Below are 19,233 nucleotides of genomic sequence, written 5' to 3'. Positions count from 1 at the left end.
TTTTTTGCTGTTTATTAAAGCTGCCGCCTTTATTAGAAACGGGAAGCTCAATTCATCTCGGGATCAACCAAGGCTGTCCAATGTACTTCAGGCGTGGAGTGGTGATCGAAACCAGCGGTGCCGACCCAGATATGATCAACAGAGCCGTGTTCGAAATAATGCTCAAGCAGACGGTGGAAAATAAACGGAATTTCACGATCAAGCACCTGCTCACGCGGAATCCAGTGCAGAACGCCTTCCTCAGTCTGAATAACATCTCGTCGGGTCGTACGAGCCGTGTAAATAAATTGCTGCCGAACTTCCTGCTGATTGAGCCGGATCAAAATGTACTGCAGCTTTAAACCGATAATCTCCTCTTCATGAAAACCTGTTTCTTCGAATACTTCACGTAAGCAGGCGTTGCGTGGGGAACCAATCTCTCCCGGATCGAGATGGCCGCCTACGGCTGCCCACATTCCTGGATTTAACGTACGTGTCGGAGACCTTTTCATCATCAAAAGATCGTTGTCATGAAACAACATGGCGGTTGCCATTAAACGTGCACGAATCATCGATTTGCTCCTTTATTAGATATATAAGTGTTCGCAGCGTCATGCTTGTTTATTGATTTTACCAACTTTACCATGAATACACTTGATTAGGAAGGCGACAGATGTGGAAACTTTATGAAAATGACTGGCTATTTGCAAAAGCCTATTGCCTCCAACCGTTGTTTTCGATATAATGTCCACTAGGTAGAAACATTCGTCTTTTTGGAGAGGATTTTTACGCTGACGGATAAAAAAAAGGGTGACACAAAGCCAAATGAGCATGATCGGTATTATTTGGTCAGGGAAGATATTTTGCCTGAGGCCTTGCTTAAAACCGTGCAAGCCAAGGAGCTATTGGCTCGTGGGCATGTAAGAACGATTCATGAGGCTGTCGAACAGGTCGAACTAAGCAGAAGTGCCTTTTATAAGTATAAGGACGGAATATTTCCGCTAAGCAAGCTGGATCGGGAACGAATCGTTACCATTTCAATGGATCTTGAGCATCGTTCAGGCATTTTGTCCAAAGTGCTTGCGATGATTGCAGGACTTGAGGGTAACGTGCTAACGATACATCAAACGATTCCACTGCAGGGGATTGCCAATGTGGTCATTTCAGTGGAAACCTCATTGATGGAAGAAAATGTGACTTTTGTGCTGGAGATGCTGAGAGCGCAGGATGGCGTGAGTCGTGCTGCTTTGGTTGGACAGGGGTAGATAAGAGCTGAAGGATCGTTTGCAAATATAAGGAGGAAATCATAATGAAAGCAATTAAAGTAGGATTACTCGGTCTTGGGACTGTAGGAACAGGTGTCGTCCGGATCATTAAGGGGCACCAACAGGATTTGCTGAGCCAAACCGGTGCCTCCATTGAGATTTCCAAAATATTGGTTCAGGATAAAAGCAAGCAGCGTGACATTGATGTCAGTCCAGATGTAATGACGGAAAATCCGCGTGATGTTATTGAAGATCCGGAAATTGATATTGTGATTGAGGTTATGGGCGGTATTGAGCTGGCCAAAGGTTATATTCTTGAAGCGTTGGACAGAGGCAAGCATGTCGTTACAGCCAACAAGGATTTAATGGCGCTGCATGGACAGGAGATTTTGGCCAAAGCGGCTGAAAAAGGCTGTGACGTCTTGTACGAAGCCAGTGTTGCAGGCGGTATTCCGATTATTCGGACATTGGTTGAGGGCTTTTCTTCCGATCGTATTACGAAGATTATGGGAATCGTCAACGGTACAACCAACTACATCATGTCGAAGATGAGTCAGGAAGGCGCCGCTTATGATGATGTTCTGAAGGAAGCACAGGATTTGGGCTATGCTGAGTCTGACCCAACTTCGGATGTAGAAGGATTTGATGCAGCACGTAAAATGACCATTCTTGCCACACTCGGATTCCATGCGAATGTATCTTTAAGTGATGTTAAGGTTCGCGGCATCAGTCAAGTAACCAAGGAAGACATTGCTTACGGAAAACGTTTGGGTTATGAGGTGAAGCTGCTTGGAATTGCTGAGCGTCAAGACGATTGTATCAGCATCAGTGTACAGCCGACCATGGTGAAGAAATCGCATCCTTTGGCTTCGGTGAATGGAGTTTTCAATGCTGTGTATGTGCATGGTGAGGCCGTAGGGGAAACGATGTTCTATGGTCCTGGAGCGGGCGGTATGCCAACAGCTACATCCATTGTTGCGGATCTCGTGGCGGTTGTACGCAATTTGAAGCTGGGCATTAATGGTCAGCGAGCTTTTGCTCCATATAAGGAAAAGAAGCTGAAAACCGATGAGCAGATTGCTTCCAAGAACTTCATTTTGCTTCACGTTGAGGATAAAGCGGGTGTGCTTGCTCAAATTACGCAAGTGTTCGCCGAGCATGAAGTAAGCCTTGAGTCGGTACTGCAGCATCCAAATCAAACGAATCCCAAAGCGGAAATTATCATAATTACTCATGATGCAAATCAAGCGGCAATGAAAAAAGTGTTAAAGCAGTTCGAAGGCATGAACGTGGTTCACTCGATCAAGAGTGTTTATCGGGTGGAAGGCTAACATCAAGAAATTGCTAATAGTGCGTGTTCAAAAAGTCCTTTTTTGAACACCTCTATAACAGAAAAAGGAGTCGTACGATGGGTATGAATAGCGGCAAGGTACGCGTAAAAGTGCCGGGAAGTACGGCGAATCTGGGCCCTGGATTCGACACGCTTGGTATGGCGCTTGATCTATATGCGTGGATAGAAATGAGCACAGCGGCACAAACCAGCATCCATCTGATCGGGAGTGGGATGGAGGGAATTCCCACAGATAAATCGAACCTGATTTATAAAGTAGCGCAGATGGTGTTCGACAAAGCTGGAGTCACGCACCCTGAATTGGAAATTTCGATGTATAGCGATATTCCACTAACACGTGGGCTTGGCAGCAGTGCAGCTGCTATTGTAGGGGCTCTGGCATGCGCCAATGCGCTGATTGGGAGTCCCTTGTCTGACGACACCTTGTTCCAGATGTCGACAGCACTGGAGCATCATCCTGACAATGTCGGCGCTTCGCTGTTCGGCGGTCTCGTTGTCGCCTTCTGGGACGGCGAGCGCGCGGAATATATCCGCGTCGAGCCGAATGAGCAGCTGGAAGTGCTGGTGGCGATTCCACACTTCCAGCTGTCTACAGAGAAAGCGCGTCACGTCCTGCCGCGCGAGCAGAGCTTGACGAATGCCGTTTTCAACGTCGGCCATTCGTCCGTGCTCGTAGCCGCCCTCTGTACCGGGCGGCTGGACATGATCCCGCGCGCGATGAAAGACGCGCTGCATCAGCCTTACCGAGCCCCGCTTGTACCAGGGCTCGCGCACATCCTCGCCGAGGCGACGAACCACGGCGCCCTTGGCGTTGCTTTAAGCGGCGCAGGTCCGACGATGCTCACGCTCGTTGATCGCAGCAGCTCCCGCAAAGCGGAGCTGGAGCAGTTCCTGCAGGGCACGCTGCGCAGTGAAGGGATCGAAGCCACCTTGATGTGGCTGAACCCTGCAAGGCAAGGTGTTCAGGTGTTGACACACTTTGATGAAGGGTGTACATTATTTGAAAACATCAAAGGAGACGTTCGCACATGAAGCGAATTGCACTTTTGGGTCCCGGTACATATACCGAGGAATCGGCGCGCCATTTCCTGGACAGCGCTGATTGTGAATACGTGCATTGCAAGCTGATTGACGATGTTTTTATGTCAACGGTAAACGGAATAACGGATTATAGTGTCATTCCGATCGAGAACACGTTTGACGGTTCGGTCAGCCTTCATCTGGATTGGCTGGTGCACGAGGTGAATCTGCCCATGCAGGCCGAATGGATTTACCCGATCTCGATACAGTTAATGGCTTGGCAGGCTCCCGGTGAAACGTTGGAAACAAGCTGCAGCAGCTTGAAGAAAATCGTCTCGCATGGTGTGACATTAACCCAATGCCGCAAGTTTTTACGGCAGTATTTGCCTCATGTGGAACTGGAACAGGTCAGCAGCAACGGAGAAGCCGCAAGACTCGTGCAAGAGCTTGGAAATCCGGAGGTAGCAGCACTTGCTCCCCGATCAGCAGGCGCACTATACGGACTCCAGATATGGGCACAGGATGTTCAGGATCACCAGAACAACTTTACACGATTCGTTTTGGTCGGACAAGCTCCGATTGAGCTGAAGGATAACTACAGGTCTCACAAAACGACAATTCTCGTCACGCTGCCGGAGGATTATCCGGGGGCTTTGCATCAGGTGCTTTCAGCCTTTGCCTGGCGCAGAATCAACTTGTCCAAGATCGAATCCAGACCGACGAAGAAGAAGCTTGGCAATTATTATTTCTATATTGATATTGATGCAACGCTTGATTCGGTATTGCTCCCGTCAGCCCTTCAGGAAATTGAAGCGATAGGCTGTCAGGTTCGCATATTGGGTTGTTATCCCACCTATTCTTATAAACCTACACACTCGGAGGTGTAATTGTTAGTATGGCACAAGTTATTTATTTAAACGGCAAGTATGTGAGCAAGGAAGATGCAACAGTTTCGGTATATGATCATGGATTTTTGTACGGAGACGGTATCTTTGAAGGGATTCGGATCTACAACGGAAATATTTTCAAATGCAAAGAGCATTTAGACCGCTTGTATGATTCGGCTAAATCCATCATGCTTGACATCCCGCTTCCTCAAGAAGAAATGCAGCAGGTGCTGATCGAAACAATTCGCAAAAACGAGCTGCAAAACGGATACATCCGTCTTGTTGTTTCCCGTGGTCCCGGCGATCTTGGATTAGACCCGCGCCGTTCACCGAAGGCGAATATAATTATTATCGTAGAGCAGCTGTCGATTTACCCGGAAGAGGCTTATGTGAATGGTTTGAAAACCGTTTCAGTTTCCACACGCCGCAATGTGCCGGATGCGTTGAATCCAAAAATCAAATCACTGAACTACCTGAACAATATTCTGGTTAAAATTCAAGCTAATCTGGCTGGCGTAGGCGAGGCGATTATGCTGAACTCCCAAGGCTATGTAGCTGAGGGCTCGTCCGACAATATTTTCATCATCAAAAGAGGGGTTGTTTTCACGCCTCCTTGCTACTGTGGTGCTCTTGAAGGCATTACGCGCGCTGCGATTATCGAAATTTGTGAGAAGCTGGGCTACAAGGTAAAAGAAGAGCCATTCACCCTGCATGATGTTTATGTGGCTGATGAGGTGTTCTTTACCGGAACTGCTGCAGAGGTTATTGCGGTTCGCGAGGTGGATGCCAGAACCATAGGTGAAGGCAAAGCAGGCCCTATTACTACACATCTGCTTAAGGAATTCCGCAAGCTCGTTGATATTGATGGTGTCAAAGTATACGAATAATTGGTCTTGCAATAGCCTCCTGTTTCCGCTGATAAAGCGGAGAAAGGGGGCTTTTTGTATTATCCAGCAACGCGCTGAGAGCTAAGCTTCTGTAGGTAAGGGAGACAACCTCTCTGTTTTTCTTACGTTTAATATTAGTTTTTTTCCAGTAATGATGGTCAAATGCCTACTTTGGTGCATAAACTGTAAGGTCATTTTGTTTTGGCACGTGCAGGTGGATATTAGGATAATGCCAAGGAGGTTTGTGAAGTGAAAATTCATATGGTGAAGAAAGGCGACACGCTCTACGAAATCGCCAACAAGTACAATGTAGATCTCGACAAGCTGATTGCGAACAATCCGCAAATTACGGACCCGAATGTGATTGATGTGGGAATGAAGGTGAAAATCCCAAATGCGCCGATGCCGGTCATTCCGCCAACCGACTATTTGCATAAGCATGTGGTAGTTCAAGGGGATACCCTGTGGAAGCTTGGGAAATCATGGAATGTTCCCTTGCAAATGTTGATAACCGCAAATCCGCAGCTGAAAAATCCGAATATTTTGATGACGGGTGAGGTTGTGTACATTCCGAAAGTAAAGCTGCATCATGAATCCCATCAGCACCAAAATGACCATCCGCACCATGCTGAACACCATTATAACAAACCAAATACCGCTCCCATTAACAAGCCAAATACGGCTCCTATTCCTGTTCCATTACCTGCCCCGGCTCCGATAGCGGTTGCGCCTGCACCAATAGCTGAGAAGCCCCAGGAAGCTGTGCAGCCAAGTAAGGTGATTCCGATGCCAGAACCGATCCCTAATATCGAGTTTCAAAAGCCATTAAAACCTGCAGCACCCTATCCGGAATACCTACAGCCAGAGTCGTATACACCACCTATGAAGCCGATGCAGCAAGAGCAGCCACAATATCTACAACCAGAATCGTACACACCACCGATGAAGCCGATGCAGCAAGAACAACCACAATACCTGCAGCCAGAATCGTATACACCACCGATGAAGCCGATGCCGCAAGAGCAGCCACAATATCTGCAGCCAGAATCGTATACACCTCCTATGAAGCCGATGCAGCAAGAACAACCACAATTCCTGCAGCCTGAAAATCAATATGCACCACCTATGATGCCCATAGAATCTATGAACACTTATCCATGGCATGACAATAATCAAGGCTTCGAACATGGCACACAAGCACAGATGTGGGGGCATTCCCATCATGATATGAACTTGTTCCAGCAATATCAGGAGCCTGCAGCAGAAGTGTTTACTCATGACTACATGAATGCACCACAGCATTCGATGTGGTCGGAGCCTATGCTTTCTCCGTTTGCGGAATCACCTTATGGGGCTTCCATGCCTGCTGAAGCTTCATTTGGCGGCATGCCTAATTATCCCTTTTACCAACAGCCGCAGCAATCTATCGGTGATTGTGGCTGCGGCTGCGGTGGGCCAGTGATGCACACCCAAGCCATGCCATATCCATACGCGATGCCGATTTCTCAAATGCCAAATGCACAAATGCCAAATGCACAAATGCCGAATGCGCAAATGCCAAATGCGCAAATGCCGAATGCTCCAATGCCATACGGGACTTGGCCAACTGCTCAATCCCCTGTATCGTACGGAGAAATGCCAGTCTATACTCAGGGCTATGAACCAATGGCTGCAAACTCAGCATACCCGGGTTCCGTGTATCCGATGTCTATGCACCCGGCTCATATGGTACAGCCGTACGGTTGGTCTCCATATGGAGCAGGCATGCATGATTGCGGCTGCAACAGCAGGTATGAACTCGAGCAGCTGCTCAGACAGCAAAGTGAAGCTGAAGCAAAAGCAAAAGCTGAAATCTCTACTAATGCAGATGCATCGGAAGAAAAAAAATTGACTGTACAAAACACAACCAACAGTCGAAAAAAGGCTTCGATCTCCACAAAAGCCGCTAAACCGGCACAAAGAAACCGCAGATCAACACAAAAAACGAGTAAAGCCTCAACGAATTCCCCTTGGCTGGTCAGATAACGAACAATCAATTTCAAAGGAAACTGCTGTTTGTCACTTATATGTGATAAGCCGCAGTTTTTTTGTCTTCCCCAGAGAGTAAGGGAGAATCAGGTTCTAGTGTATAAAGAAAGTAACCAAGGGGAAAATAGGTAGTAAAAGCTACATAGGTTCGGATATTTTACAGAAGGGGTGGGTACATATGGTTATCCTTGCATTCCTCAAAAAGCTCAAAAAACGATTGCAGAAAAGTCTGCGCTGGAAGCGCCGTTGGATGAATTTAACGATATTTTGGCTGCTCGTCAGTGTATCCAGTGCTGCCTATGTTTGGCATTATTCTTCCCGAACTACCCTTACCTTGCAGCCGGAGGAGCAGGCGCAGATGGTAATTGGCCATGGACATAGTCAGCCTGAGAAGGAAGTGATGGAAATGATCAGCCAAATCAAAGCTCAGCGGGAAACTTTTACCCAAAAAATATACGTTTGCGGTGAAGAGCTGCAGCCGATCGGTTTAATGAGTGCTGCCGAAATTTTGGATTATCACAGGAGCAGTCCAGAAGCAACTGTTAGTATGGATGCCAATGGTCGTGTTTATTTCAAGGAAACCATCGAGGATCTGTCGCCGCGCTGCAAAGAGAATGCTTATTTCGGAATGGACAGCAGTGGGAATTTGTCTCTATTTGAGGGCGTTCCAGGGGTAGGAGGAGGAAGTGTGATCCAAACCTTCTTTCAATTAAATATTGAGCATCTGAAAAGCAGCCTGCCTAACAGCGCGATCAAAGAGTTGTATCGGGGCATTCAAGTGAGGGATTTATCCGAATACAACAGCGTTTTGTCAACGTTCAGTGATTATGCAGTTGACGTCCCTGGACAAGCCTTAAAGATTTCACCGGCCCCATAGGCAAACGGGAGAATAAAGATTTTTATGGAAAACAACAGAGTCTATTCAGTCGGTTTGAGCTGAATGGACTTTTTGGCGTGTTCATTGGAAGCGATATCTGCTATAATGGAACACATATGTTCGCTTTTGGCAGGCTAGGAGTGGGGAAGAAATGCGAGTTATGGGAATTGACCCCGGTATTGCGATCGTCGGATTTGGCGTCATTGATAAGCAGGGAAGTCGGCTGGTCCCTGTTCAGTATGGCTGTATTCAGACAGAAGCTCACACGGATGGTGCTTTACGTTTAAAGACCGTATATGATTCGATGGTTCAATTAATCGATAAATATAAACCGGATGCTATAGCGATCGAAAAGTTGTTTTTTAATCGTAACGTTACAACGGCGATGGCGGTGTCACAGGCGCGGGGTGTGCTCATTTTGGCAGCGGTCCAACAAGGACTTTCAATTGGTGAATATACGCCACTGCAAGTGAAGCAAGCTGTAGTTGGCTACGGTAAAGCTGAAAAAAAACAGGTGCAGGAGATGGTCAAGCTGTTCCTTCATTTGTCCGCTGTGCCCAAGCCGGATGATGTCGCGGATGCCTTGGCGATTGCGATCTGCCATGCTCATTCTGCTGTTCTTCAACAAAAGATAAATGAGGTACGCAAACCATGATCGATTTTTTAAGAGGCATAGTTGTACATAGAGAACCGGATTATTTGGTGCTGGATGTAAAAGGTGTTGGTTATCGGGTGTTTTGTACGAATCCTTATGCGGTTCAAACAAAGGATGGGGAAGAAACAACCTTGTTTATTCATTATCAGGTTCGCGAGGATGCGCATCTGTTGTTTGGTTTCCCCACTCGTGAAGAACAATCGTTGTTCCGTTTGCTTTTGGAGGTTAACGGCATCGGACCTAAGGTTGCCATTGGCGTGCTGGCTGGAGGCAGACCGGAAGTTATCGCGGCTTCGATTCAGCAAGAAAACATTTCTTTCCTGATGAAGCTGCCGGGGATTGGACGCAAAACCGCACAAAGGATGATTCTCGATTTGAAGGATAAGCTGGGTGCTATTTCTGCTGGTGATGATTCGATGCTGGCGATTACGGGGACAGGTCATCTTGCAGTCCCACCTCAAGGATCCGGCATTTGGAGCGAGGCCAAGACTGCTTTGCTTGGACTTGGTTATACAGAAGCGGAGGCTGATCGAACAGGGCAGCTGATTAAAGCAAAGCTCAAGGGTGATGAAACCGTGGATATCGTGATCAAGCTTGCGCTGCAGGCTCTGTTCCAGCAGTCGTTGCGGTAAAGTTATGTGCGATGAAAGGAGACACCATGATGGATGATCGGATTATATCAGCCAACCTGATGATGGAAGAAGAACAAATGATGGAATACAGCCTGCGTCCTCGTTATTTGGCTGAGTACATCGGGCAGACCCAGGCCAAAAGCAATCTGAAAATCTACATAGATGCTGCCAAAATGCGTAAGGAAGCGCTGGACCACGTACTACTGTACGGTCCTCCAGGACTTGGTAAAACAACGTTGTCGAACATTATCGCCAATGAATTGGGAGTAAACATCCGTACGACTTCAGGACCGGCTATCGAACGTCCCGGAGATTTGGCGGCTATATTGTCGAATCTGCAGGAGGGCGATGTGCTATTTATCGACGAAATTCATCGTTTGAACCGAACCGTCGAGGAAGTCCTATATCCGGCAATGGAGGATTACGCCCTTGATATTATTATCGGTAAAGGACCCAGCGCCCGTACGGTACGATTGGATTTGCCTGCATTCACTTTAATTGGGGCAACCACAAGAGCGGGATTATTGTCTGCTCCGCTGCGGGACCGATTTGGAGTTATTAGCAGATTGGAATACTACACGATTGAAGAATTAACTTTTATCGTGAGTCGAACAGCAGATATTTTGCAAGTCCAGATTATCGGAGAAGCAGCTCGAGAGATAGGGATGCGTTCTCGTGGAACACCACGTATCGCGAATCGTCTCTTGAAGCGCGTGCGTGATTTTGCCCAGGTTAAGGGTGACGGCATCATTACGATGGATATCGTGAAGGATGCTTTGATCAGTATTCAGGTAGATAATCTGGGATTGGATGAAATCGATCATAAAATGCTGCGGGCCATTATACTTAGCTTTAAGGGTGGACCTGTTGGATTGGATACGATAGCAGCAACAATAGGTGAAGAAAGTCAAACGATAGAGGATGTCTACGAGCCTTATCTGTTGCAAATTGGCTTCCTGCAGCGTACGCCGCGTGGTCGGATGGCAACACATACCGCTTATCAGCATTTAGGATTGCCTATTCCAAACAGCTCACCGTAATAAGGGGGAAACAAGGTAATGGGAAAGCTTCGAAACCAGCTCCGTTATAGAAGTTGTGCGAAATCGACAACAAAGAATTTATACAGAGTCAGTTTGTTCATGCTAATAATTTGCCTGTTAGCAGGCATGCTGTCAGGCCATACCTCTCCGGCTTCTGCAGCGGCTGTACCCAAATTGGATAAGATTAGAATTGCCTTATTTATCGATACAGGGAAATACAGCGCACTTACGCCGGATGTTACTTTGTCGGCTGATAAAGGGTTGGATGTCAGTCTGATCAATGCGTCTGGCCTAAGGCCTTTGTTTGCGACATCAGATAAAAGCCCGCTGCGTGTGGAGCTTGATTCTTATAGCGTGATGGTATTGGAAACCCCAGATGCAAATCAGGCTCGAACCTTAACCAAAAAGCTGACCGATTTAAAGATGGATGCCAGCATCAGCGTACGTACGAAGCTTGGGAAATCTGTATACCAGTTGGTGCTGGGTCCATTTACGACGAAGGAGCTGGCAGCTGCTGCTTTGACTAAAGCCAAGACAGTTGCCGATCTCACAGCAGCTAGCAAAGGCTACACAGCTGCGGTGAAGGGACCTTTGCATTGGAATGCTGGCAGCTATGCGACAGAAGCAGAAGCGCAGTCGCAGGCAGCCGCCATGGGACAAGCTGGATTGGATGCTGATGTTGCTTATTTGGACGCAGCTGCAGGTGCGCCTGCCTATGCGGTTCTCGTAGCTGCTGGGTCAGATGCAGCGGAGCTGACAGCTGCCAAACAGCAGCTGGGTACGGTTGTACCGTCCATTTCACTTCAGCCAGTGGATGCGGGTCTTACTTATGTGTTAAAACGCACGCTTGCTGATCCTTCCTCTACGACGGGTGGTACCATTCAACAGCTTTTGCTGGGGGGAACAAGCGTTAAACTTTCTGTTACGTCCAAATCAGCCGAAACTGTAACTGTTGTGGAACGGTCGGAGCGTTCCTATCGGGGTGTGATTGAATTGTCACGCCTGAACGGTAAGCTTGCTGTTATTAATGAACTGCCTTTTGAGCAGTATCTGGTATCGGTTGTGAGTTCCGAGCTTAGCAAGGAATGGCCGCTCGAGGCTTTGAAGGCTCAAGCAGTGGCAGCGCGCACCTATGCGTTAAAGCAGGGTGTCAAATATCAGATTGCCCATCTTACAGATACAACTCTGGATCAGGCTTACAAAGGTGCAGGTGCCGAATTTCCAACTGCCTCGCAAGCTGTCATGGCAACGCAAGGAGAAGTGATCATGGATTCAACGAGCTTGATTTCCCCTTTATTTTATTCCAATGCAGGAGGAATGACGGCTGAATCTACCGAGGTATGGGGCAATAAAGTCAATTACTTGAAAAGCACACCTACTCCTGATGAAGGAGCGGAGAAAGGCAAAGCGATTTGGTATCGAATCGTATTGCCGAATGGGAATAACGGTTATATCCATTCTTCCTATGTTAGGGACACGGGTCAAAAAAATCCGGCGGGTCTCCCTTACTATGAATCTACAGGTACAGATATTGCCGTGCGTCCCGCACCTTACGTCGATAATACAGCTAATCCTGCTGCCTTCAAGGTCAATATCGGGGACCGATTCGTTGTGTTTGATCAAGCTGTAGAATCGAACGCTTACTCGTGGATCAGAGGTCCTTATGATGCTGATAAGATTAAGGAAAAAGTGAATACAGTGCTAAAGAAACCGATCACGGGTGCTCTTGACCGATTGGAAGTCAAGGGACGTGGTTTGTCGGGTCGAGTGATCGAGATGACAGCCAATGGCCTACTATTGGAGCCTGAATATCCGGATGCGTTGCGCACACTATTTAATGGCTTGCCTAGTACCCTGTTTGAAATTGAGGAAACGGGAAGGTATACTGTATTGGGAGCAGATAGCGTCACGCGCAATCAGTCAGCTTCTATGCCGAATATAACGGTTGTAGGAGGGACTGGCTCAGCGCAGCCGGCTACCGCATCTCAGCTATTTGTGCTCAGTGGCGACAACAAAGTACGAATGACGAATAAAGCTTCTCAGTATGTGTTTAAAGGAACCGGCAATGGTCATGGCCTTGGAATGTCCCAATGGGGAGCCAAGGGTTATGCTGAGCTTGGCTATGATTACAAAAAAATATTGCAGACCTACTATGTAGGAGTCTCGATAATCAAGGAATGAAGCGAATATGCAAGTAGAATGGTTCGATTTTGATTTACCGGATTCACTTATAGCTCAGACTCCCTTAAAGGATCGTACAGCTTCGCGTTTGTTGACGTTGAACAAAACGACAGGCGCGGTGGATCATAAAGCATTCCCAGATTTGATTGATCATATGGAGGCCGGGGATGTACTCGTGTTGAACGATACACGAGTGCTGCCTGCACGGCTTTTTGGTGTGAAATCGGGTACAGGCTCGAAAGCAGAGCTGCTGCTCCTGAAGCAGCTGGAGGGTGACCGGTGGGAAGCGCTGGTACGTCCGGGTAAACGGTTAAAAACGGGGGCTGTCATTCTTTTTGGTGAGGCAGATGCAGGGGGCCAACACATGCTTACGGCTACCGTTGAGGAAGAATCCGATATGGGTGGACGTGTGGTACGCTTTAGTTACGAAGGGATTTTCCCTGAGCTGCTGGATCGGTTAGGTCAAATGCCGCTTCCGCCATATATCAAAGAGCAGCTTCCGGAGAAAGAGCGCTATCAAACCGTTTATGCCAAACATGAGGGCTCTGCCGCAGCACCTACAGCAGGGCTTCATTTTACCGAAGCTTACTTGAGTAAGCTGGAACAAAAAGGTATTCAATTAGTGTATATCACGCTGCATGTAGGACTCGGAACATTCAGACCCGTATCTGTGGAAGATGTGGAGACCCATGAGATGCATGAAGAGTTCTACGAGGTGAGTGAAGAGGCTGCTGCCCGTATTAATGCGGCCAAAGCAGGAGGGCGCAAGGTGATCGCAGTAGGTACTACATCGGCGAGAACGTTGGAAACGGCAGCACGCAACAGCGGGCAATCCGGTCGGGTTGAGTCTGGCAGTGGATGGACTGGGATTTTTATTTATCCAGGTTATACCTTTCAAATTGTGGACGCATTATTGACCAATTTTCATTTACCGAAATCGACGCTGCTAATGCTCATTAGCGCAATGGCTGGGAGAGAGCAGGTACTGGCCGCTTACCGTGAGGCTGTCGATCAGGAATATCGGTTTTTTAGCTTCGGCGATGCAATGTTTATTTATTAGTTCAAGTTCAAAAAGTCCACTCAAACTTCGTGATCAAAAGGGGACTTTTTGAACAACATTTATTAGTTCAAGCAGGAAGAGTGATCAGAGATGGCAATTACCTACGAGCATATTAAGACATGCAAGCAATCCGGAGCCCGTTTGGGGCGCGTTCATACACCTCATGGTATTATCGAGACACCTACGTTTATGCCCGTAGGCACTCAGGCTACCGTGAAGACAATGAGCCCGGAAGAATTAAAAGCTATGGACGCGCATATCATTTTGAGTAACACCTATCACCTGTTCATCAGACCGGGACATGACATTGTAAGACGTGCAGGCGGACTGCATGGCTTTATGAACTGGGACCGTCCGATTTTGACAGACAGTGGTGGCTTTCAAGTATTCAGTCTTAGCAATATGCGTAAAATCACGGAGGAGGGCGTTGCCTTCAAGTCGCATTTGAATGGTGACAAGCTGTTCATTTCTCCGGAGAAATCGATTGAGATACAAAACTCGCTGGGAGCCGATATTATTATGGCTTTTGATGAGTGTCCACCGTATCCCGCCGAACACAGCTATGTGAAAAATTCATTAGAGCGGACAACAAGGTGGGCTGAACGCTGCCTGAAGAGTCATGCTCGTCCTCATGATCAGGCGCTATTTGCCATCGTACAGGGCGGTATGTATGAGGATCTGCGCAAACAAAGCGCAAGTGAGTTGACTTCCATGGATTTCCCGGGTTATGCTATTGGTGGACTGAGTGTTGGTGAATCCAAGCCGCTTATGTATGAGATGCTGGATTACACGGTTCCAATCCTACCGGCCAACAAGCCTCGTTATTTGATGGGGGTCGGGTCTCCTGACGCACTTATTGAGGGGTCTATTCGCGGCATTGATATGTTTGACTGCGTGTTGCCGACTCGTATTGCCCGCAATGGTACGGTTATGACCAGCTCGGGTAGGCTTGTAGTCCGTAATGCACAGTATGCGGAGGATTTTGGTCCGCTGGATCCTGAATGCTCCTGTTATACCTGCACGAATTATTCCAGAGCATATATCAGGCATTTGATCAAAGCGGATGAAACGTTTGGTATTCGTCTTACGACCTATCATAACCTTCATTTTTTGGTCGAGATGATGCGTCAGGTTCGACAAGCGATTCTAGAGGATCGTCTGCTTGATTTCCGTGATCATTTTTTTGATAAGTATGGATTACATGAGAACGGAAAAGGTTTTTAACTATAGTTCAAGATAAAAGGGGAGATTGGAATGTCGTTTTTAGTTGCTGCTGATGCTGCTGCTGGTGATGCCGGACTACAAGGTTATTTGGTTACTTATGGGCCACTTGTACTAATGTTTGTTGTGTTGTATTTCTTATTGATTCGTCCACAGCAAAAGCGTCAAAAAACTCGCGGTATGATGCTGGGCAATTTGAAAAAAGGTGATAAAGTCGTAACCATTGGTGGTCTACATGGTACGATTCTGGAAATTTCCGACGATACAATCGTTTTACGAGTTAATGATGTGACCAAGCTTACATTCGAACGTTCAGCAATCAACGCTGTTTCAAACCAACCTGCTGTAGAAGAGAAGAAATAGGTTGCTGTAAGGGAAAATGCGAGCCTCCACTGGTATGGATGGACTCGCATTTTTGCTGTACGTTACTTTTTGAAGTTAATACCGAGGATGCCTCCGAGTGCACCTGTTATGATTGTCAGCGCTGCCAGATACAAGGTTTGCTCAGTAAATCCGGCATCATAAGTCAGAAATCCAATGAGCCATATGATACATGTGTACACCAAACCTAGCATGCCTCCGTGATACCAACCCTTCGCACCACTACGTTTTCCCGCTGTCATGCCGCCGATCAGCATGGCTATTCCATGAATGGACATGGTGTAGCTGTACAGAGAGCTTTCCTGTAAATTGGTCGCAAGCATCAGCAGCGAGGTCATAAGTGTTCCGAGCAGCATGAAGATCATAGCAACCGTTAATCCGGATAATAAGGGGGATGACTTCATTCCGGTTCTCTTCCTTTCAGATAGAGGTTCTTATCATCATTGTATGGGCCCGTACATAAAATTAGTACAGGTCGTTCCATCCCTACAGAATCAATTATCGGGGAATGTCATTATTGTAAGTGAAAGGAAGTGATTGTATGGATTCGGTTCACAGCCTTGCCAACTGGCAGGTACTAGCTGCCATTATTATTGCTTTATTCACTTTTATATGGATAGTTACCGGGCTGATTCATCGCACGTATGCAGCGCTTGGCGGCGGGCTGCTAATGGTAATATTAGGTATTGTGGAAGCGGGTTCAGCCTTTTGGTACCACTTGCCCTGGCAGGCGATAGGGCTGTTGATTGGTTTGATGATCATGATCGGAATGACTAATCGAACTGGGGTTTTCTCCTATGCAGCTGCCAAAGCGGCACAAGGCTCGAAGGGAAAGCCGATCATCCTGCTTATTGTTTTGGCTCTGCTAAGTACGGCTGCTGCCGCTTGGCTGGATAGCTTGACTGCTATTTTATTACTCATTCCAATTACGATTTCTATTGCCAAATTGATGAAAATTAGTGCGGTTCCCTTCGTGATTACCATCACGATAACTGCGAATCTCGGTGGTACAGCGACCCTGATTGGCAGTTTGCCAAGTGTCATCATTGGAACGAAGGCTGGACTCACCTTTAATGATTTTTTGGTTAATCTTGTGCCGCCTGTGCTTATCATTTGGATCGTTACTGTAGGGCTTTTAAGTCTTTTTTATGCAAAAGTTTGGAAGTCCACACAAACTCCTATGGGTGAGCTAATGTCGATACAGCCGGGCACCTATATTAAGGACAAAAGGCTGGTTATCAAGGTATTGACGGTATGGGGCCTTGTATTGGCCGCTTTCATGCTACATCCGCTGCTTCGCTTTGAGGTAGCTTACGTAGCGTTAGCAGGGGCATTATTGATGTGTATAGCCAATTATAAAAAGCATGGCTGGACAGAGATACACAGCTCTGTGGATTGGAGCACATTGTTCTACATATGTGGTTTGTTCATCGTAGTTGGTGGGGTTATGGAAGCTGGAATCGTGCAGGTCATCGTGGTCAAAGCAATGGAGCTCACCTCAGGTAATCTGATGTATATCTCGATGCTTATTCTATGGTTAACCGGATTGGTTTCGGCAACAACGGACAGTACATTTTTTGTTACGCTGATGATTCCGATCATTCAGGATTTGGGCATACAATCGCAAGGTGCATTAAATCCACTTTGGTGGTCTTTAGCCTTGGGTGCAGGGTTAGGCGGAAGCGGTACGCTTGTAGGGGCAACAGGCAATCTTATTGCGGCTGGACTTGCGGGCAGAGCGGGACATCCAATCTCATTCAGAGCCTTTTTGAAGGCAGGAGCACCGCTAACGCTGATATCGCTTTTAATTGCAACCGCTTATGTGAGCTATATGTTTTATTAGTTGAAGTTATAAGTGTTATGGAAATAGCCGTAATCGTCACTTGTGGCGATTTACGGCTATTTGGTATGGATAGCTTGCTGACGTATTAAAGCCTTACACCCGCGTTTGTATGATGTCTTCGCGAATGAGTTGTTTTTGTTTCCATTTACGAACGATAACTCCATGTGTAGGTGAAAAAAACAGAGCCAGAATGAAGAAGCAACCTGCTATGCAGATCATGCTCCCTGCAATAGATGCATCGAGCAGATGAGCGACATAATATCCGAGAACTGAGCAGCAGCAGCCCATGACAATGCTGTATATGATCATCCGACTTAGTTTTTCCGTTAGCAGATAGGCTGTCGCAGGTGGTATAACGAGCATGCCAACAACAAGAATGGCGCCAACACTTTCAAAGGAAGCAACCGTGCTGATCGAAACGAGACCCATGAGCAGGTAATGGAACAACATAACGGGAATTCCAACAGCTGCGGCCATTGCCGGATCAAACGAGCAAATTTTAAACTGCTTGTAAAATAAGGAGATCATAATAATAGTAAGCAGCAGGGCCAGGCCGACGCCCCATACCGCTTTGGGTCCAATGTCGATTCCGCCTATGTGAAGGGTATTCCAAGGCACATAAGCAATTTCTCCATACAATACACAATCAAGATCAAGATCGATGCTCTTGGTAAAAATGCTGATCAGAACGACCCCAACCGCGAACAGCGCGGTAAACACCACACCAATCGCCGCATCAGATTGCACACCGCTCTGATGGAACAATTGAATCAAGAAGACGGTTATCAGACCAATCGCTGCAGCACCAAGCATCATGAATAGAGAATCTCTGGAACCGCTGATCAGAAAAGCTATCACGATGCCAGGAAGCACAGCATGACTAATCGCATCTCCTATCATCGCCATCTTCCGGAGCACCAGGAAGCAGCCTACGATACCGCAGGTGCTGGCAACCAATGCCCCCGTTAGTATAATCCAGAAGGTGCTCATCCAGTTTCACCTCTCTGCTCCAGACGTAGCGATTTTTCTTCTTGCACCACACGGTTGCGAACCGAGGCTCGAACGAGCAGCTTGGAGATGATACCCCTGCGGGGGGCGGCTAACAATGAGAGGACAAAGAGGGCAGTTGCTGCTAGCACAGTTAAGGGACCTGTTGGTAAATTGTTGCCGCTTGCGCTAATTAGAGTACCTATGAATCCGCTTAGAGCCCCGAACAATCCGGCAATCACAATCATGAAACCAAGCTTATCGGTCCAATAACGTGCGGATACCGCTGGGGTAATGAGCAGAGCGGCCATTAATACGACACCTACTGCCTGTATGCCCACAACGACGGCAATGACAATAAGAAACATAATGAGCTGCTCCAGAAAGGCAACAGGGAATCCCATACCGCGGGCAAAGCCGGGATCGAAGCTCACCAGCTTGAATTCCTTGATTAATAAAGTACTGATGCCAAGCAAGAGCAGACAAATGATCGAGATGATGATCACATCGGATTTAACCATTGAAGCGGCCTGACCGAACAGGAACTTATCCAATCCACTTTGATTCCCGCTTCCACTATGCTGGATTTGTGTGAGCAGCACGATACCGAAGCCGAAAAACACAGAGAGCACGATTGCGAGCGCAGAGTCCTGTTTGATTCGGGTATGCCTTGTTACATAACCAATTCCGAATGTTGCAATGATTCCCGCAATAGCGGCTCCAATTAAAAATAGAAGAATCGACTTGGAGCCTGTCAACATAAAAGTGATGCAAATTCCCGGAAGCGCCGCATGCGATAAGGCATCCCCCATTAGGGCTTGTTTACGCAGATAGGCAAAACAGCCGATAACCCCACTGCTTAATCCGAGCAGCATACAACCAAGTAATATCCATTGCGTATTCGGGTCGAGAAATAATTGAAACCATGAGAGCATACCA

General features: G+C 47.2%; 19 protein-coding genes. 15 read left to right on the top strand and 4 right to left on the bottom strand.

All coding sequences use genetic code 11. The features are described 5' to 3' along the window. Window positions 1-47: 47 nt before the first annotated feature. Window positions 48-551, bottom strand: coding sequence for an NUDIX domain-containing protein (locus BM210_RS00630; RefSeq protein WP_091163549.1), 504 nt, complete (start codon window positions 549-551; stop codon window positions 48-50). Window positions 552-761: 210 nt separating this feature from the next. Between BM210_RS00630 and BM210_RS00625 the strand changes: the two genes are divergently transcribed. The 14 genes from BM210_RS00625 (at window position 762) to yajC (ending at window position 15,446) form a co-directional block, all read left to right on the top strand. After that, window positions 762-1,244 carry an ACT domain-containing protein gene (locus BM210_RS00625; protein ID WP_256223231.1) on the top strand — a complete coding sequence of 161 codons (483 nt, stop codon included), beginning with the start codon at window positions 762-764 and terminating at the stop codon, window positions 1,242-1,244. A gap of 44 nt (window positions 1,245-1,288) precedes the next feature. Beyond that, complete coding sequence (locus BM210_RS00620) at window positions 1,289-2,575, top strand: homoserine dehydrogenase (protein WP_091163547.1); 1,287 nt, start codon at window positions 1,289-1,291, stop codon at window positions 2,573-2,575. Between the two features lie 77 nt (window positions 2,576-2,652). Beyond that, window positions 2,653-3,627 carry a homoserine kinase gene (gene thrB, locus BM210_RS00615; protein WP_091163546.1) on the top strand — a complete coding sequence of 325 codons (975 nt, stop codon included), beginning with the start codon at window positions 2,653-2,655 and terminating at the stop codon, window positions 3,625-3,627. After that, window positions 3,624-4,502, top strand: coding sequence for a prephenate dehydratase (pheA, locus tag BM210_RS00610; protein WP_091163544.1), 879 nt, complete (start codon window positions 3,624-3,626; stop codon window positions 4,500-4,502). The genes thrB and pheA overlap by 4 nt, the downstream gene beginning before the upstream one ends. A gap of 8 nt (window positions 4,503-4,510) precedes the next feature. Next, the gene (gene ilvE, locus BM210_RS00605) at window positions 4,511-5,389 is read left to right on the top strand and encodes a branched-chain-amino-acid transaminase (RefSeq protein ID WP_091163543.1); all 879 of its coding nucleotides are present in this window, start codon (window positions 4,511-4,513) and stop codon (window positions 5,387-5,389) included. Between the two features lie 249 nt (window positions 5,390-5,638). After that, window positions 5,639-7,414: a LysM peptidoglycan-binding domain-containing protein gene (locus BM210_RS00600; RefSeq protein WP_091163541.1), complete on the top strand. Its 1,776-nt coding sequence runs from the start codon at window positions 5,639-5,641 to the stop codon at window positions 7,412-7,414. Between the two features lie 181 nt (window positions 7,415-7,595). Next, on the top strand, window positions 7,596-8,294 hold the full coding sequence (locus tag BM210_RS00595) for a BofC C-terminal domain-containing protein (protein ID WP_091163539.1): 699 nt from the start codon (window positions 7,596-7,598) through the stop codon (window positions 8,292-8,294). A gap of 151 nt (window positions 8,295-8,445) precedes the next feature. Beyond that, on the top strand, window positions 8,446-8,949 hold the full coding sequence (ruvC, locus tag BM210_RS00590; protein ID WP_091163538.1) for a crossover junction endodeoxyribonuclease RuvC: 504 nt from the start codon (window positions 8,446-8,448) through the stop codon (window positions 8,947-8,949). Beyond that, window positions 8,946-9,581, top strand: a complete 636-nt coding sequence (gene ruvA / locus BM210_RS00585; protein WP_091163537.1) for a Holliday junction branch migration protein RuvA — start codon at window positions 8,946-8,948, stop codon at window positions 9,579-9,581. Before ruvC ends, ruvA begins: the two co-directional genes overlap by 4 nt. A gap of 29 nt (window positions 9,582-9,610) precedes the next feature. Beyond that, entirely contained in the window at window positions 9,611-10,621 is a 1,011-nt protein-coding gene (ruvB, locus tag BM210_RS00580; protein ID WP_091163535.1) for a Holliday junction branch migration DNA helicase RuvB, read from the top strand. A gap of 18 nt (window positions 10,622-10,639) precedes the next feature. Continuing rightward, window positions 10,640-12,802, top strand: coding sequence for a SpoIID/LytB domain-containing protein (locus BM210_RS00575; protein WP_218184881.1), 2,163 nt, complete (start codon window positions 10,640-10,642; stop codon window positions 12,800-12,802). Window positions 12,803-12,809: 7 nt separating this feature from the next. Then, a complete protein-coding gene (gene queA / locus BM210_RS00570; protein WP_091163534.1) occupies window positions 12,810-13,862 on the top strand; it encodes a tRNA preQ1(34) S-adenosylmethionine ribosyltransferase-isomerase QueA in 1,053 nt (350 codons plus the stop codon). A gap of 90 nt (window positions 13,863-13,952) precedes the next feature. After that, window positions 13,953-15,086 carry a tRNA guanosine(34) transglycosylase Tgt gene (gene tgt, locus BM210_RS00565; RefSeq protein ID WP_091163532.1) on the top strand — a complete coding sequence of 378 codons (1,134 nt, stop codon included), beginning with the start codon at window positions 13,953-13,955 and terminating at the stop codon, window positions 15,084-15,086. Between the two features lie 30 nt (window positions 15,087-15,116). Then, window positions 15,117-15,446, top strand: a complete 330-nt coding sequence (gene yajC / locus BM210_RS00560; protein ID WP_091163531.1) for a preprotein translocase subunit YajC — start codon at window positions 15,117-15,119, stop codon at window positions 15,444-15,446. 62 nt (window positions 15,447-15,508) lie between these two features. Here the strand turns inward: yajC and BM210_RS00555 are convergent, their stop codons facing one another. Further along, entirely contained in the window at window positions 15,509-15,868 is a 360-nt protein-coding gene (locus BM210_RS00555) for a TIGR04086 family membrane protein (protein WP_091163529.1), read from the bottom strand. 137 nt (window positions 15,869-16,005) lie between these two features. Here BM210_RS00555 and BM210_RS00550 point away from each other — a divergent pair, with 137 nt between their 5' ends. Next, window positions 16,006-17,307 carry an SLC13 family permease gene (locus BM210_RS00550; RefSeq protein WP_091163528.1) on the top strand — a complete coding sequence of 434 codons (1,302 nt, stop codon included), beginning with the start codon at window positions 16,006-16,008 and terminating at the stop codon, window positions 17,305-17,307. A 93-nt stretch (window positions 17,308-17,400) separates the two neighbouring features. On the opposite strand, the gene BM210_RS00545 is transcribed toward BM210_RS00550, so the two are convergent. Then, a complete protein-coding gene (locus BM210_RS00545; protein WP_091163527.1) occupies window positions 17,401-18,297 on the bottom strand; it encodes a metal ABC transporter permease in 897 nt (298 codons plus the stop codon). Further along, window positions 18,294-19,229, bottom strand: coding sequence for a metal ABC transporter permease (locus tag BM210_RS00540; RefSeq protein WP_091163525.1), 936 nt, complete (start codon window positions 19,227-19,229; stop codon window positions 18,294-18,296). Before BM210_RS00540 ends, BM210_RS00545 begins: the two co-directional genes overlap by 4 nt. Window positions 19,230-19,233: the final 4 nt, after the last annotated feature.

This window comes from Paenibacillus sp. 1_12 (genome assembly GCF_900114475.1).
GTDB lineage: Bacteria > Bacillota > Bacilli > Paenibacillales > NBRC-103111 > Paenibacillus_S.
Note: the sequence above shows the minus strand (reverse complement) of the source record. Positions and strands in the feature narration are given on the sequence as shown.

Bases quoted from the DNA above. Each gene is read 5' to 3' on its own strand.
- queA (WP_091163534.1), top strand. From the start codon at position 12,810: ATGCAAGTAGAATGGTTCGATTTTGATTTACCGGATTCACTTATAGCT.
- tgt (WP_091163532.1), top strand. From the start codon at position 13,953: ATGGCAATTACCTACGAGCATATTAAGACATGCAAGCAATCCGGAGCC.
- ruvB (WP_091163535.1), top strand. From the start codon at position 9,611: ATGGATGATCGGATTATATCAGCCAACCTGATGATGGAAGAAGAACAA.
- BM210_RS00540 (WP_091163525.1), bottom strand. From the start codon at position 19,229: ATGCTCTCATGGTTTCAATTATTTCTCGACCCGAATACGCAATGGATA.
- BM210_RS00555 (WP_091163529.1), bottom strand. From the start codon at position 15,868: ATGAAGTCATCCCCCTTATTATCCGGATTAACGGTTGCTATGATCTTC.
- BM210_RS00620 (WP_091163547.1), top strand. From the start codon at position 1,289: ATGAAAGCAATTAAAGTAGGATTACTCGGTCTTGGGACTGTAGGAACA.
- BM210_RS00545 (WP_091163527.1), bottom strand. From the start codon at position 18,297: ATGAGCACCTTCTGGATTATACTAACGGGGGCATTGGTTGCCAGCACC.
- ruvA (WP_091163537.1), top strand. From the start codon at position 8,946: ATGATCGATTTTTTAAGAGGCATAGTTGTACATAGAGAACCGGATTAT.
- BM210_RS00575 (WP_218184881.1), top strand. From the start codon at position 10,640: ATGGGAAAGCTTCGAAACCAGCTCCGTTATAGAAGTTGTGCGAAATCG.
- BM210_RS00550 (WP_091163528.1), top strand. From the start codon at position 16,006: ATGGATTCGGTTCACAGCCTTGCCAACTGGCAGGTACTAGCTGCCATT.
- ruvC (WP_091163538.1), top strand. From the start codon at position 8,446: ATGCGAGTTATGGGAATTGACCCCGGTATTGCGATCGTCGGATTTGGC.
- BM210_RS00630 (WP_091163549.1), bottom strand. From the start codon at position 551: ATGATTCGTGCACGTTTAATGGCAACCGCCATGTTGTTTCATGACAAC.
- pheA (WP_091163544.1), top strand. From the start codon at position 3,624: ATGAAGCGAATTGCACTTTTGGGTCCCGGTACATATACCGAGGAATCG.
- BM210_RS00595 (WP_091163539.1), top strand. From the start codon at position 7,596: ATGGTTATCCTTGCATTCCTCAAAAAGCTCAAAAAACGATTGCAGAAA.
- yajC (WP_091163531.1), top strand. From the start codon at position 15,117: ATGTCGTTTTTAGTTGCTGCTGATGCTGCTGCTGGTGATGCCGGACTA.
- thrB (WP_091163546.1), top strand. From the start codon at position 2,653: ATGGGTATGAATAGCGGCAAGGTACGCGTAAAAGTGCCGGGAAGTACG.
- ilvE (WP_091163543.1), top strand. From the start codon at position 4,511: ATGGCACAAGTTATTTATTTAAACGGCAAGTATGTGAGCAAGGAAGAT.